This window comes from Paenibacillus sp. JT31N11 (genome assembly GCF_056269285.1).
Genome location: NZ_JBWDNQ010000002.1, coordinates 427799 through 449095 on the forward strand (window position 1 = coordinate 427799; position 21297 = coordinate 449095).

Annotated in this window: 21 protein-coding genes and 1 riboswitch; of the genes, 1 reads left to right on the plus strand and 20 read right to left on the minus strand. The window is 51.6% G+C overall.

Annotated elements, in window-relative coordinates; genetic code table 11:
- Nucleotides 1–253 precede the first annotated feature (253 nt).
- Entirely contained in the window at nt 254–1846 is a 1593-nt protein-coding gene (gene serA, locus AC0YNV_RS10055) for a phosphoglycerate dehydrogenase (RefSeq protein WP_475767946.1), read from the plus strand.
- A 154-nt stretch (nt 1847–2000) separates the two neighbouring features.
- Here serA and AC0YNV_RS10060 read toward each other — a convergent pair whose 3' ends face one another.
- The 20 genes from AC0YNV_RS10060 to lysA all read right to left on the minus strand — a co-directional run bounded on the left by AC0YNV_RS10060 (nt 2001) and on the right by lysA (nt 21274).
- Nucleotides 2001–3458: an ATP-binding protein gene (locus tag AC0YNV_RS10060; RefSeq protein WP_475767948.1), complete on the minus strand. Its 1458-nt coding sequence runs from the start codon at nt 3456–3458 to the stop codon at nt 2001–2003.
- Nucleotides 3459–3461: 3 nt separating this feature from the next.
- The gene (locus AC0YNV_RS10065; RefSeq protein ID WP_210041599.1) at nt 3462–4178 is read right to left on the minus strand and encodes a response regulator transcription factor; all 717 of its coding nucleotides are present in this window, start codon (nt 4176–4178) and stop codon (nt 3462–3464) included.
- Between the two features lie 27 nt (nt 4179–4205).
- Complete coding sequence (ccsB, locus tag AC0YNV_RS10070; RefSeq protein WP_210041607.1) at nt 4206–5471, minus strand: c-type cytochrome biogenesis protein CcsB; 1266 nt, start codon at nt 5469–5471, stop codon at nt 4206–4208.
- Nucleotides 5468–7135 carry a cytochrome c biogenesis protein ResB gene (gene resB / locus AC0YNV_RS10075; RefSeq protein WP_475767951.1) on the minus strand — a complete coding sequence of 556 codons (1668 nt, stop codon included), beginning with the start codon at nt 7133–7135 and terminating at the stop codon, nt 5468–5470. The genes ccsB and resB overlap by 4 nt, the downstream gene beginning before the upstream one ends.
- 19 nt (nt 7136–7154) lie before the next feature.
- Nucleotides 7155–7682, minus strand: a complete 528-nt coding sequence (locus tag AC0YNV_RS10080) for a redoxin domain-containing protein (protein WP_210041611.1) — start codon at nt 7680–7682, stop codon at nt 7155–7157.
- 118 nt (nt 7683–7800) lie between these two features.
- Nucleotides 7801–8541, minus strand: coding sequence for a pseudouridine synthase (locus AC0YNV_RS10085; RefSeq protein WP_210041613.1), 741 nt, complete (start codon nt 8539–8541; stop codon nt 7801–7803).
- Nucleotides 8542–8676: 135 nt separating this feature from the next.
- The gene (locus AC0YNV_RS10090) at nt 8677–9210 is read right to left on the minus strand and encodes a spore maturation protein (protein WP_379114571.1); all 534 of its coding nucleotides are present in this window, start codon (nt 9208–9210) and stop codon (nt 8677–8679) included.
- The gene (locus AC0YNV_RS10095; protein ID WP_475767954.1) at nt 9203–9910 is read right to left on the minus strand and encodes a nucleoside recognition domain-containing protein; all 708 of its coding nucleotides are present in this window, start codon (nt 9908–9910) and stop codon (nt 9203–9205) included. The genes AC0YNV_RS10090 and AC0YNV_RS10095 overlap by 8 nt, the downstream gene beginning before the upstream one ends.
- On the minus strand, nt 9904–11121 hold the full coding sequence (locus AC0YNV_RS10100; RefSeq protein ID WP_475767956.1) for a D-alanyl-D-alanine carboxypeptidase family protein: 1218 nt from the start codon (nt 11119–11121) through the stop codon (nt 9904–9906). The genes AC0YNV_RS10095 and AC0YNV_RS10100 overlap by 7 nt, the downstream gene beginning before the upstream one ends.
- Nucleotides 11122–11392: 271 nt before the next feature.
- Nucleotides 11393–11884: a GerW family sporulation protein gene (ytfJ, locus tag AC0YNV_RS10105; RefSeq protein WP_475767958.1), complete on the minus strand. Its 492-nt coding sequence runs from the start codon at nt 11882–11884 to the stop codon at nt 11393–11395.
- Nucleotides 11885–11976: 92 nt separating this feature from the next.
- Nucleotides 11977–12672, minus strand: coding sequence for a DUF2953 domain-containing protein (locus AC0YNV_RS10110; RefSeq protein ID WP_475767960.1), 696 nt, complete (start codon nt 12670–12672; stop codon nt 11977–11979).
- Between the two features lie 65 nt (nt 12673–12737).
- Nucleotides 12738–13358, minus strand: coding sequence for an SMC-Scp complex subunit ScpB (gene scpB, locus AC0YNV_RS10115; protein WP_475767961.1), 621 nt, complete (start codon nt 13356–13358; stop codon nt 12738–12740).
- On the minus strand, nt 13327–14106 hold the full coding sequence (locus AC0YNV_RS10120) for a segregation and condensation protein A (RefSeq protein ID WP_475767963.1): 780 nt from the start codon (nt 14104–14106) through the stop codon (nt 13327–13329). Before AC0YNV_RS10120 ends, scpB begins: the two co-directional genes overlap by 32 nt.
- A gap of 17 nt (nt 14107–14123) precedes the next feature.
- Nucleotides 14124–14597, minus strand: coding sequence for a 6,7-dimethyl-8-ribityllumazine synthase (gene ribH, locus AC0YNV_RS10125; RefSeq protein ID WP_210041652.1), 474 nt, complete (start codon nt 14595–14597; stop codon nt 14124–14126).
- A 54-nt stretch (nt 14598–14651) separates the two neighbouring features.
- A complete protein-coding gene (locus tag AC0YNV_RS10130; RefSeq protein WP_210041654.1) occupies nt 14652–15893 on the minus strand; it encodes a bifunctional 3,4-dihydroxy-2-butanone-4-phosphate synthase/GTP cyclohydrolase II in 1242 nt (413 codons plus the stop codon).
- 36 nt (nt 15894–15929) lie between these two features.
- Complete coding sequence (ribE, locus tag AC0YNV_RS10135) at nt 15930–16625, minus strand: riboflavin synthase (protein ID WP_475767966.1); 696 nt, start codon at nt 16623–16625, stop codon at nt 15930–15932.
- A gap of 33 nt (nt 16626–16658) precedes the next feature.
- On the minus strand, nt 16659–17756 hold the full coding sequence (gene ribD, locus AC0YNV_RS10140) for a bifunctional diaminohydroxyphosphoribosylaminopyrimidine deaminase/5-amino-6-(5-phosphoribosylamino)uracil reductase RibD (RefSeq protein ID WP_475767968.1): 1098 nt from the start codon (nt 17754–17756) through the stop codon (nt 16659–16661).
- A gap of 175 nt (nt 17757–17931) precedes the next feature.
- Nucleotides 17932–18129, minus strand: a riboswitch (FMN riboswitch).
- 254 nt (nt 18130–18383) lie between these two features.
- A complete protein-coding gene (locus AC0YNV_RS10145; protein WP_210041658.1) occupies nt 18384–18731 on the minus strand; it encodes a hypothetical protein in 348 nt (115 codons plus the stop codon).
- A gap of 167 nt (nt 18732–18898) precedes the next feature.
- Nucleotides 18899–19330 (minus strand): peptidylprolyl isomerase, encoded by a 432-nt coding sequence (locus AC0YNV_RS10150; RefSeq protein WP_210041668.1) that lies wholly within the window; start codon nt 19328–19330, stop codon nt 18899–18901.
- Nucleotides 19331–19942: 612 nt separating this feature from the next.
- Complete coding sequence (gene lysA / locus AC0YNV_RS10155; RefSeq protein WP_475767971.1) at nt 19943–21274, minus strand: diaminopimelate decarboxylase; 1332 nt, start codon at nt 21272–21274, stop codon at nt 19943–19945.
- Nucleotides 21275–21297: the final 23 nt, after the last annotated feature.

The window sequence follows — 21297 nt, forward strand, 5'->3', positions numbered from 1 at the left end:
CATAACGAAATTTTCACAATTGAGCAAGTTTCGCCATTGCAATTATCCGCTTGCTTGCTATAGAATAGTAAAGGTTACGTGTCAATTCTTGTCGGTCCGTGCAGAGCCTCAACCCGCGCGGATGGAAAGCGTCAGTCATTTCACCGGGCACAGCTTTATTCCGCGCCCGATGTCACCTAAACAACGGCTCTTACTACTTATAGTTCTACATAAGCGTGTACCTGCGTAAATAATTTTCAGGAGGCAATCAGACATGTTTAAAGTATTAGTCTCAGACCCGATAAGCGATCTCGGTACCCAGAAGCTTGTGGATGCGGAAGACGTCATTGTCGACAAAAAACCAGGACTGAGCGAGGACGAGCTTGTTGCCGTCATTGGCGAATATGATGCCCTGCTCGTTCGCAGCCAGACCCGCGTAACCGCGCGTATTATGGAAGCGGGCAAATTGCTGAAGGTAGTTGGCCGCGCTGGCGTCGGAGTCGACAACATCGATCTGGAAGCCGCAACGCAGCGCGGTATTATTGTTATAAACGCGCCGGACGGAAACACAATCACGACCTGCGAGCATACCTTCGCCATGATGATGGCCGTTGCCCGTCATATCCCGCAGGCTTACCTGAAAACGGTTGGCGGCGAGTGGGACCGCAAATCTTTCCTCGGCGTTGAGCTCCGCAACAAAACTCTGGGTGTATTGGGCATGGGCCGGATCGGCAGTGAAGTCGCCAAGCGTGCCAAAGCATTCGGAATGGAGATATGGGGTTATGACCCGTTCCTGACTGAGGAGCGTGCGGAGAAGCTCGGTATTCGTCTATCATCGGTTGATGATATAATCCGGAATGCCGATTTCATGACCGTTCATACACCGCTTACGCCGGAAACGCGCCACATGATTGGCAAGGCGCAATTCGCAGTGATGAAGAAGGGCATGCGTATTATCAACTGCGCACGCGGCGGCATCATTGACGAGCTTGCACTCGTTGAAGCCGTAGATCAAGGCATTGTAGCCGGCGCAGCGTTCGATGTGTTCGAATCCGAGCCTCCTGCTGCCGACCACCCTTTCCTGTCCAATCCCAAAATCATCGTAACGCCTCATCTCGGCGCTTCAACAGTAGAGGCGCAGGAGAATGTTGCCATTGACGTCTCGGAGCAGGTACTGAACATTCTGCGTGACAAACCGTTTATGAACGCGGTCAATATGCCGCCAATTCCGGCCAATGTGTTGAACATTCTGCAGCCATACTTCAACCTTGGCGAGAAGCTTGGCAGCTTTGCCGCTCAGCTGACTGAAGGTGCAATTCAGGAAATCACGGTCAATTATGCCGGAGAGCTGGCCGAAGTCGATACCCAGCCGCTGACCCGCTATATTGTGCGCGGCGTGCTCTCGCATCATCTGGGCTCTGAGATGGTCAATGTTGTCAACTCCATGCATTTGGCCAAAGAACGCAGCGTCAATATTATTATTCAGAAATCCCATACATCGCGTGACTTTACGAATCTGGTTACGGTAACCCTGCGCTCGAAGCAGGAAGAACGCCTTGTAGCAGGCACCTTGCTCACCGGATATGGACCACGTATCGTGCAAATCGACAAATTCCCGGTCGATGTCGCTCCAGGAGGCAATCTCATTCTCGTATCGCATAATGATAAGCCAGGTATCATCGGCCGTGTCGGCACACTGCTCGGCACCAACGACGTCAATATTGCGACGATGCAGGTCGGACGGAAAATTATCGGCGGCGCAGCGATCATGGTTTTATCAGTGGATAAAGGTGTTCCAAAGGATGTTCTTTCCCAGATCGCCGAGCTGCCTGATTTGAATAATGCGAAAGAAATTATTTTGTACTAAGCAGCTCCTTCTTCTTGGCGGGGTACAACAGTTAAAGCACTCTCTGATAAAAGCGCTCCTTCGCGGGGGCGTTTTTTTTTGATGTTTCACGAACAACAAGATTAGTCGGCCTGCTTCAACAATAAAAGCACCCCTGTCAGGAGTGCCTTGTCAATTATGTTATTCCTTCGACAGGAAGCAGCAGCGTAAAGGTGGTGCCTTCTCCAACTACGCTTTCGACATCAATTCGTCCGTGATGGGAGTCGACGATGTTCTTCACAATCGCAAGTCCAAGCCCGGTACCTCCCGAGGATGCTCCGCGCGTGCGCGCTTTGTCGGCTTTATAGAAGCGCTCGAAGATATACGGCAGATCATCCGCAGAGATCCCCTGCCCCTCATCCTGTATTTTCAGCTCGACAAAGCTCTTGCGGTCCTTCGTTACATAACGGGCCGCTAGCTTGATCTGAGCTCCGCCCGGTGTATGACGGAGCGCGTTATCAAGAAGATTGGTCAGCACCTGCTCCAGCCGGTCCTCGTCCGCTCCACGAATTGTCAGTCCCGTTCCCGGAGGAAGCTCGCTCTGCAGCGTAATGCCCTGTTCCTTGGCATAAACCTGAAATTTGCGGTGAACCCGCTTGACCAGTCCTTCGAGATCAACCTGCTCATTTTTCATCTCGATGTGACCGGCCTCCATTCTGGCCAGATCCAGGAGATCCTTGACCAGCCTGCTCATTCGCAAGGACTCGTCATGAATTACCTGAACCAGCTCCATCCGTTCCTCGGGCGAAGCGGCGATGTCATCAATCAGCGCTTCGCTGTATCCCTGCAGCATGGATAGGGGAGTCCGGATTTCATGCGACACATTAGCGACAAAATCACGGCGAAGCTTCTCCAGCTTCGATTCTTCTGTCACGTTCCGCATTACAGCCACCGCGCCGCGTACAGAGTCATTGGATTTGAGCGGCGCCATTACGACTGACCAAACGCCGCTCTGCACATGAATCTTATCCGTCAAATCTCTGCCTTCGCGCAGCACACGCTTGTACAGTTCCGAGATGGGACCTGGCACCGGGATACCGGGACGTATTCGGGGGGCTGAGCCTGAGGAAGTATCATCCTCATTCCAGATCAGACTGCTCCAATTCTCGATTACATGCTGTCCGCCGGGATTAGCCAGAATCACCTGTCCCTGTGCATCCAACGTAATAACGGCATCTGCCATACTCCTGAGCACGCTTGAGAGATGCTCCTTCTCGTGGTTCAAATCCCGGATCAGCGTATCCAGATCCGCTGCCATGTGATTAAAGGTATTGGCCAAATCGCCGATTTCATCCGATGAGCGGATTGGAACGCGCGTGCGGTATTCCCCCTGCGAAATAAGATCGGCCGCTTTCTTCAGCTGCAGCAGAGGCTGGGTAATCTTCGTGGACAGAAAAAAAGCAAAAAAGGTCGAAAGCAGGAAGCCGATAATCGCAGTATAAACGAACAACACTTTTACGTGATGCGAGTTATCTCCTTTGAACGTAAAGTCGATATATTGAAGGAGGAACATCCCCAGAATAAGCAGGACAACCGCGACCAGGCCGATAATGGTTATCCAGAGCTTGCCGACGACACTTCTTAATAGCTTCATCGATTACTTGGAAACCTCAAGCTTGTAGCCAACGCCCCATACGGTTGTAATCATGGATGCGGCTTCAGGCGATACTTTGTTCAGCTTCTCGCGCAGCCGTTTCACATGCGTATCGACGGTACGCAGGTCTCCGAAAAATTCATAGTTCCACACATCCTTGAGCAGCTCCTCGCGGGAGAACACCTTATCTGGCGACGTTGCCAGATAATGAAGAAGCTCATACTCCTTGGGAGTCAGGCTTACTTCCTGGCCGCCTGCCATGACCCGATGAGCGTCATGCTCGATAATCAGATGAGGAAATACGATATTGTTGGTTGTGATGGTTTCCTTCGTCAGGAACGCTGTCGCGGACGAGCGGCGCAGAATTGCTTTGACCCGATAGATCACCTCGCGCGGACTAAAAGGCTTGACCACATAATCGTCAGCCCCCACCTCGAATCCCTGAACCCGGTTCATTTCCTCGCCTTTAGCCGTCAGCATAATAACAGGCGTCGCCTTCACCTGACGCAGCCTAGTACATACCTCTATGCCATCGATGCCGGGCAGCATGACATCCAGCAGAATCAAGTCAAAGTCGCTGGCTGTCGCCAAGCGCAGAGCGCTCTCCCCGTCCTCTGCCTCCTCGATGGAATATCCCTCTTTTTCCAAATACATTTTGAGCAAACGACGGATCCGTTCTTCGTCATCCACGACCAGAATGCGATGCAGTTCTTCGGACATCCGAATCAGACTCCTCTCATGATAGGTTTAATCGACGCCTGCATAGGAATGCAGACCAACCAGAACAAGATTAACTCCCACCAGCGTGAACATGACCACGATAAAGCCGATAACCCCCAGCCAGGCGGATTTGGAGCCATGCCAGCCGCGCGACAGGCGCAAATGCAGAAAAGCGGTATAATACAGCCAGGTAATGAGCGCCCATACCTCTTTGGGATCCCAGCCCCAGAAGCGGGACCAGGCTTCATATGCCCAGATCATCGCGAATACGAGCGCCCCTAGCGTAAAGATCGGATAGCCGATCGCTATCGCCCTGTAACTGATTTCGTCAAGATCATCAGGGTCTATAGCCCGGGTCAGCGGGTGGATAACAGCGGCAATCGGCTTGCGGATCACAAGCCGGATCAAGCCATAGAGGATGAGACCGGCAATGATCGCCCAAACGATCGTGTTCAGTTTGCGGGCCGCATCTACCCCTTGCATCCAATGCGGCGTTTCAAACAGGCCGTCCTTCATGCCAAGGAAGGAATCCATGGAAGTGACCTGGCTGTTGTACGGCTTGAAAATTGGTGGTGTGGTATACGTAACATCCTCGACTTTTGAGCTTTCGACACCCGCATCGCTGATGCTGACCGTTTCCTGGGTGAAAGTCGCTTCATATCCGGCTGCCCGAAAGGCAAATACCGAAACCAGAAATCCGATCAAAACGATTCCGACGAACATTACCAGCTCAATCCAGCGCTGCGACCGGCGTGCACTCGCTCCCGTTTCCTTGAAATCAACCGTACGCAACAGGTACATCAGCGACAGCGCAAAACCGACTCCGAAGAAGGCTTCCCCCAGCGCCGCTGTTGTGACGTGGATTTTCAGCCAGTAGGAGTTGAGCGCAGGAATAAGCGGCTGAACTTCCTGTGGAAATACGGAAGCGTAAGCGACGATAAAAACTACAAGCGGAAGTGTAAACACCCCGATAAGCGGCTTTCGGTAAATCGCGTACACTACAATGAAAGCAAACATGACGGCCATGGCGAGGAAAGTCATGAACTCATACATATTGCTTGTCGGGATATGTCCTCCGCCGATCCACCTCGTAATAAAGAACGTCAGGTGCGAGATAAACCCAAGCAGCGATACGACAAAGGAGATGCGCCCCCAGCGGCGGATATGCGCCTTGGGGTCGCGATTGCTGAATTTCGCTCCTGCAACCGTGATGATATAGAAGATAAACCCGAAGCAGTATAAGAAAAATGCGACCAGAAAAATGTCGCTGCTGAAAGTAAGTAGTGAACTCACGTTGTGTTCCCCCCGTTATCTAGCGACTTTGGCTCCACGACGATGCCGGCACTGCCAAGTGCGGCCGCGACGTCGGCACGCATGCCGTAATTGTTCTTGTTTGTGTGAGCGCCGAGCAACAGCCGGTTCGCGTCGGCGCGAAGCCAAATGCGGCGATGCTGCCAATAGGAGCCGATCAGCAAACCAAACATGGATATTCCCGCCCCCGTCCATATGAACGGCATGGCCCGGTCAGTACGGATGTTGAGGGTGGTAATGATACCGGCAAATGTTACATTTTCCATTGATCCAACCTTGATTTCAAACTGCTCGCCGATTTTACCGTTTATGACATCCTGACTGAAGGTTTGCTTATCCACTTCCTTCGGAAAGTACATGTATGGCTCGCCGGTCGCCGGCAAATTCGGTCCCTTGATCAGAAAAACAAAAGCCGGAGCGTTGGGCTCGGACGACTTGGTTCCGGGCTGCCCGTTCTTGTCCAGTGTAAAATCCATGTAGGTCTGCTTCAACTGCAGCGTATAGGGACCGAGCTTATACTCAAGCTCGGGATTGCGCATCTCCAGATTGAACGGTCCATAGGTTTGACCGGTTGCTTTGTCTACAAGCACCGGTTTGACCGCTTTAAGCTTGGGTGTGTCGTCAAAACCGAACTGATAGGCTTTGAGTCCTTTATACGAGAGCGGATCATTCACGATGATATTGTGCCGGTTGGCCTCTTTAAGCTTGGGCCCGGCAGCGGGATCATCGCAATCCGCCGTACAGGTGTAGAGAACGGCTTGCGTCTCATACAGCTTGGCTCTTGCCGTCCCTTTCAGCGCGTCGGGCAGCTCGGCGTCCGTATAATAGTCAAGCGTGAATTTCTCGTTCTTGATGTAGTAGCTCGTATCGGGAATCTGCACCGTCTCCCCTTCAGGAACGGTCACATAGGAGTCCATGGCCCAGCCTGGCAGCGAACGCAGCAGCACGGCAAGGAGGAATACAATCAGACCGATATGATTAATGTATGGCCCCCATCGGCTGAATCTATTCTTCTCCGCCAGCAAAGCCGTTCCCTCGCGGGTTACGCGATAGCGCTTGCGCTTCAGCTTCTCGCCGATCTGGGCGGTCAGCTTCTCCGCGTCTTCCTCCTGAAGCTGCGTCTCAAATACCGTACGCTGCCGGGTGAGAAACTGCGGATGCTTGCGGATCTGCTGCTTGTTAAGCGCCCTGTAGAGCGGCAGCACACGGTCCAAACTGCAAATGACCAGGGATGTTCCGATCATCACCAGCAGCCCGATAAACCACCACGACTCGTAAGTGTTGGAAAATCCCAGCTTATAATACCACTTCCCGATCCACCCGTAGCGATCCTCGTAATATGTAGTGGGGTCAAAGGAAATAAAGGCATTCTCCTGTGTGAAAATCGTTCCAATCATCGCGGCGATCAGCGTAATCACAATCAAGCGAACGGCAATCTTCACGGAAGAGAAGAAACTCCATACCTTGTCGATGACGGATTGATTGCTCTTCTGGGATCGGCGCGCTATTCCGTCGTACCGCATTTCAAGGGGCGTATCAATGTCTACTTCCTTGCCATCCAGCGGTTTGCCGCAGCTCTCACAGAGTACGGTCCCGACTGGATTCTGATGTCCGCATTCGCATTTTGTATTTTCAAATTCCAACAAGAAAAAAGACCTCCCTCGGTCAGGACTGAAGCAGTTTCGTGACGCGCTCATCAATGTCCTTTTCCGTCATCGGCCCGACGAAAATGTCCATAATCGTTCCGTTCGGTTTGATAAAAAAAGTTGTCGGATACGATTTCAAACCATATTGGCGCTCCACTTTGCGATTCTCATCCTGTACTATCGTGTAGCTTACTCCGTACTGTTTGATGAAATTATTAACCGTCAATTTGTCTTCGCCCAAATTAATCCCGATAATCTCAAAGGGCTTGTCTCCCTGCTGCTCGTACTGCTTCTGAAGATCCGGCGTTTCCGTTACGCACCCCGGACAGAAGGTTCCCCAGAAATTAACCACAAGCGCTTTACCCTTGTAATCTGAGAGCCTGTGCGTCTTGCCGTCGATGCCCAGAAGGGCAAAGCTCGGCGGTTTATCTCCTTTACGCGGAAGACCGTCGCTTGAAGCGAACAGGGCATTGCCGATCGCATAGCCGCCCAGCAGCAGCACAGCAAGAAAGATAGTAATTTGTATGGCTCTGCGGTTTGATTTCATGCGTATTATTCACCGCCCTATGCATAAAAAGTATAGTCCCGACAAGCTAATCACAGTTCGCTTTCGTGTCATATTGATTATAACGAAAACCGACGGCAATTGAGATTGCCGCCGCTCGTTATTTTTGAATTTTATGTGTCTTGACAGCAGATTTTAGCAGGAGTTCAACTTCCTTGGGTGTTAAATGACGATACTTCCCTCTTTTTAGTCCAAGCAGACTAAGCTCTCCGAATTTGATTCTGCGCAGCAGAATCACCGGATGGGAGATCGCGTCGAACATACGCCTTACCTGGCGGTTGCGGCCTTCATAAATCGTAATGGATATCGTAGACTGGTTCTTCTCCGTATCCACATCATGATACTCTACCTCGGCGGGAGCCGTCATTCCGTCCTCGAGCATGACGCCGTTCTGCAGCTTCTCCAGCAAGCTGCCGTGAGGCACGCCCTTCACGGTTGCCCAATAGGTCTTGGGCACATGATGGCTGGGATGGGTTAGCAGATTGGCAAACTCCCCGTCGTTGGTCAGAAGCAGAAGCCCTTCCGTATCATAATCCAGTCTTCCGACCGGATATACCCGCTCCGTTATGCCATGCAGAAAGTCGGATACGATCGTGCGTCCCTGCGGATCGCTTGCGCTCGTAATGACCCCCTTAGGCTTGTTAAGAACCAGATAAAGCTTTTTCTCGCTCTTAATAGGCTTGCCTTTTACTGTAATGATATCCACGGCCGGGTCTGCTTTCACACCTAGCGTTGTCACAGGCTCGCCATTGACTTCAACCTGTCCGGATAAAATAAGCTCTTCGCATTTGCGCCGTGAAGCCACGCCCGCATGCGCCAAAATTTTCTGTAAACGTTCCAATGCTTTCACCTCATCCTTCATAATACCCTAAAAGCGGCAGCAAAGGAAAGGTTGATCAAAGAAGCCCGTCAAAGGAGGCTGCAGTCTCTTTGGAAGGAGATCATGCAGTCCCTTAACGGGCTTTGAGCGATTGTTTCATCCAAACACATATAAACAGATGATAATAGCTGCTATAAAGCCGACCAGATCGGAGAAAAGCCCAACCTTCAGGGCATAGCGGCTGCGCCGGATGCCGATCGCTCCGAAATAGACAGTAAGCACGTACAAGGTCGTATCCGTGCTCCCTTGAATCGTCGAGGCCATGCGTCCTATCATTGAATCGGGTCCGAAGGTTTTGATCAGCTCCGCAGTAAAAGCGAGCGAGCCCGCTCCGGTCAGAGGCCTGAGCAGGCCCAGGGGGAGGACTTCACTGGGTACGCCCAGCTGATCAAGCAGGGGACTGATCAAAGAAGCAAGCATATCCATCGCTCCCGAAGCCCGGAACATGCTGATGGCAACCATCATCCCCACGAGATGAGGAATAATGTTAACGGCTGTGCCGAAGCCGTCTTTGGCACCCTCCAGAAATGTCTCGTAGACAGGAATTCTGCGAAAGGCGGCGTACAGCGGAATAAATACGATAATAAAAGGGATCATCCAGGCCGATATCACCGTTATCCATTCATACAAGAACCTCACCCTTTCCGCTGCCAACGCTTCCGTCAGGCGGGGCGCCGTCATGAGCAATGAACTCACGAGGTGCCTTTACAGGCGAATCAATATGACCTCCGTCCTTGTCCGTCCATTTCGGCGGCTTAGCGCGGCTTCTGTACCAGCGGTCAGCTGCGATGGCAGCTACGGTGGCCACCAGTGTTGCAGCCAGGGTAGTCCCGACAATTTCGGCCGGGTGCGCCGAGCCATAGGTCATCCGTATAGCAATCAGGGTAGTGGGCACCAGTGTGATACTGGATGTATTGAGCGCGAGAAGTGTGCACATGGCGGGCGTTGCCGTTTCCTTGTCGGGATTCAGCTTCTGCAGCTCCTGCATGGCTTTGATCCCCATGGGCGTGGCCGCATTGCCGAGTCCCAGAATATTGGCGCTCATATTGCTCATAATGTAGCCAAGCGCCGGATGCCCTTTGGGGACATCCGGAAACAGGAAGCGCACCACGGGCTGCAGCAGCGAGGCCATTTTGCGGAGGAGACCGGCGTCTTCGGCAATCCGCATCAATCCCAGCCACAGCACCATGACGCTGATTAAGCCGAAACTGACCGATACACCGTTCTTGGCCCCCTCGAAGGCCGCTTCCGTCAGGGCCTCCATACGACCATTAATGACCGCGGCAACAAAGCTGATCGCAATAAAAAATAACCAGATCCAGTTTACCATCCTGCCCTCTCCTTCCCTCCAAATAACATAGAGAGTGTCAGTTTCAACGCACTGCCAAAAGAATGCATTGCCGGCTTCGCTGCAGTGGGATCGGCATCTCTCTCGTCCGCAGGTGCCCGTTCCGGCTGCTGAGTTTGCTGAATTCGACTGCTCTCTGGTTCATATACAGGTGTAGAGCCGATTTTCACATCCCCCATATACCAATCAATTTTCCCCCGCTCGCCGAGCAAGTACTCGGTCTTCTTGGAATCGGTCAGCACCAGCTTGGAGCGAAGCTGCTCCTTCTCCCCCTCCGCAAACGGATAAAGCATTGTGCGTCCTACGGACAAGGGATAGCCATTAACCGCCTGTCCTTTGTGGGTGATCTCGGCGAGCTGATAGTTGGCAAAGCCCCAATCCAGCAGCTTCTGGTGATCAAGCCAATCATTGCCGTCGTTCAACGTCACAACGGCCAGCTGCTGGCCTTCTCTTGTCGCCGAGCTGACCAGGCAGCGTAACGCCTGTTTGGTGTAGCCGGTTTTCACGCCATCCGCCCCATCATACATCGTGAGCATTTTATTTTTGTTTTTCCATGTATAATCCCATTCATCATTTGGATTGGGAGCCGTTTTCACTTTGGTTTTCACAATCTCTTTGAAGGTCGGATTCTTCAGCGCATAAGCGGTCAGCTTGGCCATATCATTGGCCGTTGAATAATGACCTTCGATATCAAGTCCATGCGGGTTCATAAATTGTGAATTCGTCATCCCCAGCATCTGTGCCTTATCGTTCATCATGTGGACGAAGCCTTCCTCGGAGCCGCCTACATGCTCGGCAATCGCCGTTGCCACATCATTGCCGGAGCGCAGCATCAAACCGTAAAGCATATTCTGCAAGCTCATTTCCTCGCCCAGCTTCAAATAAATCGATGAGCCTTCCCTGCCTGCCGCCCGCTTGCTTGTTTTCACCATATCCGAGAGCTTGCCATGCTCAATGGCCACAATGGCCGTCATGATTTTAGTCAGGCTGGCGATTTTCATCTGTTCATCACCCTGGGAGGTGTATAGAAGGCGCCCGGATTCCACATCGATGAGAGCGGCAGCTTTCGCATGTGTCGTAATCGGCTCCGGAGCGTCGGCATATGCAGCAAGCGGGACACCGATACCAGCGATCCCTGAACATGCAAGGGTTACAATCCCCGTAAGACCAATCAATAAACGGACAAGCCTCATACGCTTCCTCCTAAAGAGTTTTTGGTGGTCTTCATTGAATAACCACCCTTGAATACCAAAAACTCGCTTCATTGTGACTCAGCCACTGCTTTTAAGCATATGTAATCTCTGATGAATGGGTCTTGTACTATTATATGAACAAGCTGTCTGGTTATGCCCTTTGTCCTGTTGACCGGACCAGCACGTAAAAAAAGAAACCGCCGGGGATGAACGGTTTCTATAGGCGCTATCCGTTTACGAGCTCCAAAGCCCGTTAAGACGCGGAGCCTTTTTAGATATATTTTCCTTCGGTTCGGTCGTGCCGGTCAATATGAAGCGATGAATCGCGATCGCGATCACGATCAATATCCAGATCGTCCCGCTGGAACATGCTTTGAATTTTCTCAAAAACCTTCGGAGCTGAATCAATGACACGCTCCATAAGATGAGTCTGGTTATCAAGAGGTACAATACGGACGCCATGGACGCCTACCACCAGAAAAGCGATAGGAGTGATGGATACGCCGCCGCCGCTGCCGCCGCCGAAGGGAAGGGACACGGATGCCGAATGTCCTTCATGCTGCTTGGAATGGTGCTCGGTCTCATGATCAAACCGGATATCACTGCCGCCTGCCACAAAACCAAAGCCTACCTTGGATATCGGCATAATAACACTGCCGTCCGGAGTCTGGACGGGATCGCCAACGATGGTATTTACATCCACCATTTCTTTAATATTTTCCATTGCGGTTTGCATTAAGCCTTGAATCGGATGGTCTGCCACTGGGTTATCCTCCTTAAGATCAATCATATCGTCAATCCCAACCTGCACATTGCAGTCTTTAGCGTTCCCCCAAGCCACATCCTTTATGTGATTCAGGCACGCATTAAAATACGCTGCCAGCCAACCAAACCCTTGGGAATTCCCTTGACCTTCTTTAGGCGGTACATCAATACGATAGTGGCATAAATCGCGTAACCAAGACGGATTCTTGCTTTAAACCGGCCTTCTGTTGCAAAATAAATCTGATTGTATAGAGGCTGTACCGTGAGCACGGGATCATGAGTCAAGCGGATAAGCTGTGATAACAGGCCAATCGACGTTGTTTTGGCCGACCAGATGAACCCGGTTACCATGGCCGTCCATACCGCATCGCCAGTTCCAACTGCCGTATGCCATTTCCATTCGGTTACATGAATATGTCCGAGGGTCCGCCTGGCCCACCCGAACAGATCTCTGGTTTGGCCCAGTATCTGTATAACGGCTTGAAAAGACTTCATAGCCGTTTGTGAATCCAAATGATCGGTAGATGATTGCTGTTTGCTTCCGCCAAGATTCTCCGCGGCCGCTTCTTTTTTCACTTCCAGACCTTTTTCTTTCTTCCGTATATCGGATAGCTTCCAGTGGTAATGAACCAATCCCATGAGTGCGCGAATCTGCAGCTCAGCCTGATCATCCTGACCGATCCGCTTCACATGACCACGAATCACCACAGGCGAAAGTGCAGCGGCTAACAAGAGCAAAAAAAAGAGACCTGCCGCGATCATCCATCCGAGCGGGTACCCTAGCATGGGCTACTTTCCCCCGTTTCCCTATAATTGGTCGGATATAGTATGACCTAACGGACAAATCTCATTCATGCTTCATCATCATGTGCGGCACCTGGCACTTCATCAATCGTAATCTGTCGGTTCTCAAGCTTGTCGAACAGCAGCTGCGTTTGCTCGTCCAGCGAATCATCATCGACATCCGCCGGTTCGGGCAGCGCATCCAGACTGGCTAATCCGAAATAATCCAGGAATGATTTGGTCGTCCCGTACAGAATCGGCCGTCCAATCGCTTCGGCACGACCCACGCCTTCAATCAGATCTTTGACAACCAGCGTATGCAGGGCCCGATCACTCTTGACGCCGCGAATTTCTTCGATATCCACGCGTGTAATCGGCTGCCGGTATGCCACAATGGACAGAGTTTCCAGCGCCGCCTGCGACAGGCTTGATCTTGTCGGCGTATAGGCCATCCGCTCAAAATAGGAGGAATGGGCCGGGTTTGTCGTCAATCTGAACGCGCCGGCAACGAATGACATCTGGATACCGCGTTTTTTCTGCTTTAATTCCTTCATCAAATCCTTGGCGATATCGGAGGCTACCGTGGCATCCAGCTCTAAAATATCCGCCAGCTGCTTGACGCTCAAGCCTTCGTCTCCAGCCATAAACAGCAGGCCTTCAATAATCGATTTCAACTTCGAGAATTCCACTTTCTACTGCTTCTCCTCTCCAATGAACGACTATATCGTCAAATAATTGATGCTGAAAACATGTAACCTGCTTCATCTTCATCAGTTCCAGAATGGCCAGAAAGGTAACGACAATTTCGTGGCGGCCCATCTCCTCGCGAATCAGCTTGGAGAAGCGGACGGTCTCATGCTCGCGCAGCAGGTCCATAATATCTCGGATGCGGTCCTTCACCGAGATCTCGTCCCGGTGAATAGTCGACACCATATTCCGTCTGACCGCTTTGCGCAGCGCCTTCTGGAACGCTTTGATCAGGTCTCCGACATGCAGTCCTTCAATGGGGTTAACCGGCTCAGCCTTCATGAACGGCGTCAGATCCTCCGGCTCCTTCGTATACAGAAGGCTCCGCTCGAATTCCTGCTCCCGCAGCTGCTCCGCAATTTGCTTGAATTTCCTGTATTCCACCAGCTTCGCAATCAATTCGTCATGAGGGTCCAGACCATCGTCTTCCCACATGTCGTAATCATCCTCGATAACCGGCGGCTTCGGAAGCAGCTGTCTGCTTTTGATGGACAACAAGGTAGCCGCCATGACGAGAAATTCGCTCGTAACTTCCAGCTCCAGCTCCTGCATTGCACTTAAGTAATCCATATATTGATCCGTAATTTCACTGATGGATACCTCGTGAATGTCAATCTCTGCTTTATCGATCAGATGAAGCAGCAGATCAAGCGGACCTTCGAACGCTTCCAGTTTGTATGTTACCGTCATGACGGCCAAGCCCCTCCTTACCCTTGCAGCTGTCTGGTCAGGTTAGCCATCTCAATGGCCGTTACCGCCGCTTCCCATCCTTTATTGCCCGCTTTCGTACCCGCGCGCTCAATGGCCTGCTCGATCGTGTCCACAGTAAGAACGCCAAAGATTGTCGGGACGCCGGTTTTCAGCGCTACAGCCGAAACTCCCTTGGCTGCCTCATTGCATACATAATCAAAATGAGGAGTCGATCCGCGTATTACCGCGCCAAGGGTTATGACGGCGTCGTATTTTCCGCTCTCTGCCATCTTCTGGGCGATCAGCGGGATTTCAAATGCGCCTGGAACCCAGGCCACTTCCACATTGGCATCATCCGTGCCATGACGCTTGAATGCGTCAAGCGCGCCGCCAAGCAGCTTGCTGGAAATAAATTCATTGAACCGTCCAACGACGACTCCAAAGCGTTGACCTTCATTTACAATTAAATGTCCTTCATATATATGCGGCATTTTGATGTCATCCTTCCATAATTGGGTTTGTCTTTGCCTCTATAAGGCAAGAAATTAAATTTCAAATTCCAGCAAATGGCCCAGCTTTTCCTTCTTGGTGTGGAGATATTTCTCATTGTTCTTATTGGATACCATTTGAATCGGAACCCGTTCAACCACTTCTATTCCATAACCTTCAAGCCCTTTAATTTTGCGCGGATTGTTGGTTAACAGACGCATTTTGCGAATGCCCAGATCTTTCAGAATTTGAGCGCCAATGCCGTATTCCCGCAAATCGGGAGCGAAGCCCAATTTAATATTCGCGTCAACCGTGTCGAATCCCTGCTCCTGCAGCTCATAGGCCTTTAATTTGTTGATCAGACCGATTCCGCGGCCCTCCTGACGCATATAAAGCAGGACGCCGGAGCCGGCTTCCTCAATCTGGCGGAGCGCCGCTTCAAGCTGCGGACCGCAGTCGCAGCGGTGGGAATGGAACACATCGCCGGTCAGACACTCCGAGTGGACACGAACCAGTGTCGGCTTGTCGGGATCGATCTCGCCTTTAACAAGGGCCACATGCTCCTTGTTGTCCACCTCATTCGTATAGGCTACAGCGCGGAATACACCAAAATCAGTCGGCAGATTGACATCAACCGCACGCTCGATAAGCTTTTCCTTCTCGTTGCGGTAATGTATCAAATTCTGGATGGTGATCAGCTTCAGGTTATGCTTGTTTTTGAATTCCACCAGGTCGGGAAGCCGGGCCATGGTGCCATCCTCTTTAATGATTTCACAGATCACCGCAGCAGGTGCGGAACCGCACATCCGGGCCAGGTCGATAGCGGCTTCCGTGTGCCCGGTACGGCGCAGGACGCCGCCTTTTTTGGCTATGAGCGGGAAGATATGGCCCGGGCGGCGGAAATCGGCGGCTTTGGTATTCGGATTCATCAAAGCCTTGACCGTCTGTGAGCGCTCGCCTGCGGAAATGCCTGTCGATGTGGATATATAGTCAACGGATACGGTGAAGGCTGTACCGTGATAATCCGTATTATGCGTGACCATCGGCGGCAGCTCCAGCTCCTCTGCACGCTCCTGGGTGATGGGCACACAGACAAGGCCGCGGGCTTCAGAAATCATAAAATTAATGATTTCCGGCGTTGCTTTATCAGCCAGCGCAATCAGATCGCCTTCATTCTCGCGGTCTTCGTCATCCACAACGATAACCGCTTTGCCCAGAATAAGATCATAAATCGCGGCTTCGATGCTGTCAAATACTTCGTCTTCCTTTAAATACGAATTCTGCTGCTCTTCTGTCATGCTGGTATCCTCCTTTATCGTCTAGGTGTCGGTCGTTTAATAAAAGCCATTGTCAGCCAAAAACGCGGCTGTAATCCCTCTGGAGCCGGCCGCCTGCTTGCCGCCGCCTGCTCCGTTAGCTGCTCCCTCTTTAGCTCCGCCTTTGAAGTGGAGCAGATGGTCCACATATTTGCCCAGTACATCGCATTCGATATTGATACTGCTGCCCGCCTGTTTCAGCTGCAGAGCCGTCGCGCGAAGCGTGTGGGGAATAATCGAGACTGTGAAAGCAATGGAATCCACATCGACCACCGTCAGGCTGATACCGTCAACTGTGATCGAGCCTTGCGGAATTACATACCTCATCAAGTCGCTATCATGCGGCCGAATCGTAAAAACAACCGCGTTTGCATCCGTTGTCCGGGTAGCAATGGTTCCAGTCCCATCCACATGTCCCTGAACAATATGGCCGCCGTAGCGTCCCCCTGCTTTCATAGCCCGCTCCAGATTGACCCTGTCGCCTGGCCGTGTGTCCTTCAGGTTGGTATGGCGAAAGGTTTGCGGCATCACATCTGCCGTGAAAGTTGAACCCGACAGCTCCGTTACCGTCAGGCAAACGCCATTTACGCTGATGCTGTCGCCAATCGCCGCATCCTCCAGCACGCGGGAAGCTTCGATCGTCATCATCATCGCTTCCCCCTGCTTATAGCTTCGCTTCAGGGCGCCAATTTCCTCAATCAGACCTGTAAACATGCTCACACCTCCCTTGCAATTTCTTCATCCTTGTTAATCTGCTTCCTGCAGATGCTTGTAATCCGGATATCCTGTTAGGCAGAGATCGCTGCCGATACGTTCAAAAGTCAGCTCAGACAGTTCAATCGCCTCGCTCATTTTTTCAAAGCCGCCAAACGTGAAAGCTTCGGGGGATGAGGCACCGCCTATCAGCTTCGGCGCAATGAAGAGGATAATCTTGTCGATAAGCCCAACTTCCAGCATAGAGCCGTTCAGCACGCCTCCGCCTTCGAGCAGAATGGAAGCAATCTCAAGCTCGCCGAGTTTGTGCATCGCTATGCGCAAATCAACTCTATCGCCCGACCCGCAGCTGAGCACCTCTACCCCGTGTGCCTCAAGCTCAGCTTTTCTCCCGGTATCGGCGCCCTCGACAGTCAGCACAATGACGCGGGAGGTTCGGTCCTTTACAAGCCTTGCCTTTGCTGACAGGCGAAGCCTGGAGTCGACTACAATGCGGATTGGGTGAAGAGCCGGGACGCTCAGCCGCGTCGTTAATTCCGGATCGTCCGCGATTGCCGTCTGCACCCCGATCATGATCGCCATATTCTGATGCCTTAAGGTGTGTACAAGCGCACGCGATTCCGGCCCGCTTACATACCGGCTGTCGCCCGTCCTGGCGGCGATTTTCCCGTCCAGCGTCATCGCTGTTTTCATCGTTACGTAAGGCAGCCTCTTGGTAATGAATTTATTGAAGGCTTCATTCATACGGCGCGATTCTCCACCCAGCAGTCCGACCTCAACGGCGATCCCTTCTTCCCGAAGACGGGCAACACCGCGGCCTGCAACCAAGGGATTGGGATCCAGACAAGCGACCACCACCCGGGAAGCCTTTGCTTCGATGATCCGTTCACAGCAGGGCGGGGTCCTGCCATGATGACTGCATGGCTCAAGGGTTACATAAACGGTGGACCCTTCCGCATTTTCTCCAGCCATTGCAAGCGCATGAACCTCGGCATGGCCTTCCCCCCGCTTGAGGTGGGCGCCAAGACCGACAATACGGCCGCCATTCACCACGACACAGCCGACAACCGGATTAATGCCGGTTTGCCCTTTCGCTTTAGCCGCCATGTCCAGGGCCAGCTTCATGTACATTTCGTCGTTCAGCACCTCAATGGAAATAAAAAATCACCCCTATGCAGGCAAGCTGCCAACGGGGTGATGGTTTGAAAATCTTGAAAAAGACGGATCAAAGGCACATTCAAACAAACCAGTCATCTTTGTGAAAAAAGGAACAAAGAAGACAAGAAATGAAAATGAGCTTTGCAAACGTCCCCTTCTCCCATCCAGACTGTACTGTCGGTCCCGGATTTACACCAGGTCCACCGTTTCACTGCCGAATCCTCACAAGGAGAACCGATATTATGCGAAACGGGTCACGGACTGACAAAGCCGGAATTGGGTAAACCCTCATTCACATGCTTTGATCACCGCCGGTTGGGAATTTCACCCGACCCCGAAGGTAGTTGCAAATATTTGATGTTGCTTAATCCTACCAAACAAATGGATTAACTTGATTGAAATAGTACCACTTGAAAATGAAAAAAGCAAGGATTTTCATCCTTGCCTCAGTCATTAGCCCAATAGGCTTGCTCTTTGAATTTTAATTTAATTATCAGGTTTGTTTCATTTTGTCTTAAGGTAGTGCCGCTATACTTCTAAATAACGACCCCCCATTCATATAGATTGACTTGACCCGCTCATGCCAAGCGGGTCCTTTTTTTATTTCTTGTAGCCCGGCATGGTGTAGTCCTGATTGGTCAATTTAGGCAGTATCTTCATGGATTCAATATGCTTTTTCGTCTCCAGCGTGCCGATTTGATAAATATATGCGTACAAATCTCTAATATCTTCGCTGAACTGCTCTTCCGATTTATCATGATCCGCAGATTTAAACGGAATGATTGCCCGCAGCGATGTGATATCGTCCGTATATTTTTCCTTGTCCAGCTTGTGCTGAAGCTGAGCAAGCTCGTCCTCGCTCGCCTGAACGGTTAATTGGTCTGTTCCGGTCAATTCCGTTTCAATCGTTCCTGAAGTGATGGACACATAATAGGTTTGAGGCAACATATGGACCCCTCCTCTCGATTCGCAGCATTCCGGCCGTGACGGTCGGCGAAAACGGTAATATTAGCTGCGTTAAAGGTTATTAAACGAGTCCTCGCCCTGCGAAACAAACAACCCGTGCAGGCATGAACGCCTGTACGGGTTGTTTATTTTACTGATATATAATAATTTTAAACTTCAACGACTTCCACTTTTTGCATTTTGTCGCGGCCTTTAAAGCCATCCACATGCTCCATGCCCTCGGTTACTTTGCCGAAAACCGTATGCTCTCCGTCCAGATGAGGCTGCGGCTGAAACACGATGTAGAACTGGCTTCCCCCTGTGTTGCGGCCTGCATGGGCCATGGCAAGCGCTCCGCGCTCATGCTTGTTCGGGTTGATCTCACAATCGATCTGGTAGCCTGGACCGCCGTTGCCGATACCGTTCGGACATCCGCCTTGTGCGACAAAGCCAGGAATGACACGATGGAATACAAGACCGTTATAAAAGCCGTCATTTGCCAGCTTCTCAAAGTTTGCTACCGTATTGGGCGCATCCTTTTCGAACAGGTCGATTTTTACCTCTGCGCCGTTTTCCATGGTGATTTTTGCTTGTTTTGCCAATTTGATCATATCCTTTCTGGAATAAAATTAACATCCCCCTAAATCCCCCTTCGCTAAGGGGGACCCCAGGGCGCTCCGCCCCTGGACCCCAGACGGGGCGTGACTGCTGCGGGGCCGTCTTCGATGAAACTTGAGCGGTAGGATCGTTACGTCCGCTTTCGCGGACACACTTGAGTTTTTCCGCGTTTAAGCCACTTTTTGCCCGTGGTGCCTGCTGCTTTCGCCGCTTTCCCGCAACCGTCTGCTGCTTGCCGCGTCCTGCCTTCCGTCCGGAAGCTGACCTTTAGAGATCCGTTCGGGTGCGCCAAGCGTTATGGGCTTGTTTGAAACAACAATCCCTTAAAGAAAGGTCAACGACATCAACCCTTAAAGATCAAGACATCAAAGATTAAGGATCAAGATACTGCACCCTAAAGATCAAGATACCAATACTTGAGGACAAGATCAAGGGATCGTTCGGCTGGGCCAAACGTTTGGTATTACAAAGCAGAAAACTGTTTCTCATCTGACTTTTGATATTATAGCATGAACGTATGGGTATACAAAGCATGTCCCCCACAGAAAATCAATCAGCTGTGGGGGACATAGGTAACAACGGGATAATTCAGCGCTTTATTTGGCAGCGGATTGCTGCAGCATGCGGGCCGGGATGACGTCGTTGCCGATAATATCGTCCATTGACTCGCGTTTGACCACAACATCTGCCTGGCCGTCTTTAACAAATACGACTGCCGGACGGCGAATCCGGTTGTAGTTGCTCGCCATCGCGTAGTTGTAGGCTCCTGTACAGGAGACAGCGAGCAGGTCGCCGATTTCCGCTTTTGGCAGCTCCAGATCCAGAATAAGCTTGTCGCCGCTCTCGCAGCATTTGCCGGCAACGGTTACGGTTTCTACAACCGGGTCGTTGGCGCGGTTGGCGAGCATTGCTTCGTATTTGGACTCATAAAGGGCAGGACGGGGATTGTCGGTCATCCCGCCGTCAACAGCAATATATTTGCGGACACCCGGGATTTCTTTGCTTGTCCCGATCGTGTACAAGGTCGTTCCCGCATCGCCTACCATGCTTCTGCCTGGCTCGACCCAGATCTCCGGAAGCGGATAGCTGGCTGCCGAAAAGTTGGATTTGATGGAATCCGTAATAGCCTTCACATATTGAGAAATCGGGAGCGGTGTGTCGTCCTCCGTATAGCGGATGCCAATGCCCCCGCCAAGGTTGATGACGCGGAATGTGATTTTCAACTCATCGCGTACTTTCACGGCAAAGCCTGCTACTTTGTCGACCGCCATCTGGAAGCCTTCGACTTCAAAAATTTGCGAGCCGATATGGGAATGTACGCCCAGCAGCTCAAGATTAGCCAGCGAAGCCGTTTCTTCAATAGCGCGATAGGCGGAGCCATTGCCCAGATCGAAGCCGAATTTGGAATCGGTTTGACCTGTTGAGATGTAATCATGCGTATGGGCCTCAACACCCGGCGTGATGCGCAGAAGCACATTGACTTTTTTGCCTTTGTCGCCAGCCAATGCGTTCAGCAGAGCAAGCTCGATGAAATTGTCCACAACAAAACAGCCGATATTGGCGTCAAGCGCCATGTTGATTTCCTCCGGAGTCTTGTTGTTGCCGTGAAAATGAATGCGTCCAGCCGGGAATCCCGCTTTGATAGCGGTGTACAGCTCGCCGTCCGATACGACATCAAGGGAAAGATCCTCCTGCTCCGCAATCGCGCACATGGCCATTACGCTGAATGCTTTACTGGCGTAGGCTACCTGAAATTTCAGGCCCGATGCCCGGAAGGACTCGACATATTCGCGGGCACGCTGGCGAACAAGCGCCTCATCGACGATATATAACGGTGTTCCGAACTGCTTCGCGAGATCCGCGGTATCGCAGCCGCCAATCTCCAAATGTCCCTGCGGGTTGATTTTACTAGTTCCGTGTAAGTACATGTATTTCCCTCCGTGTTCTCCAA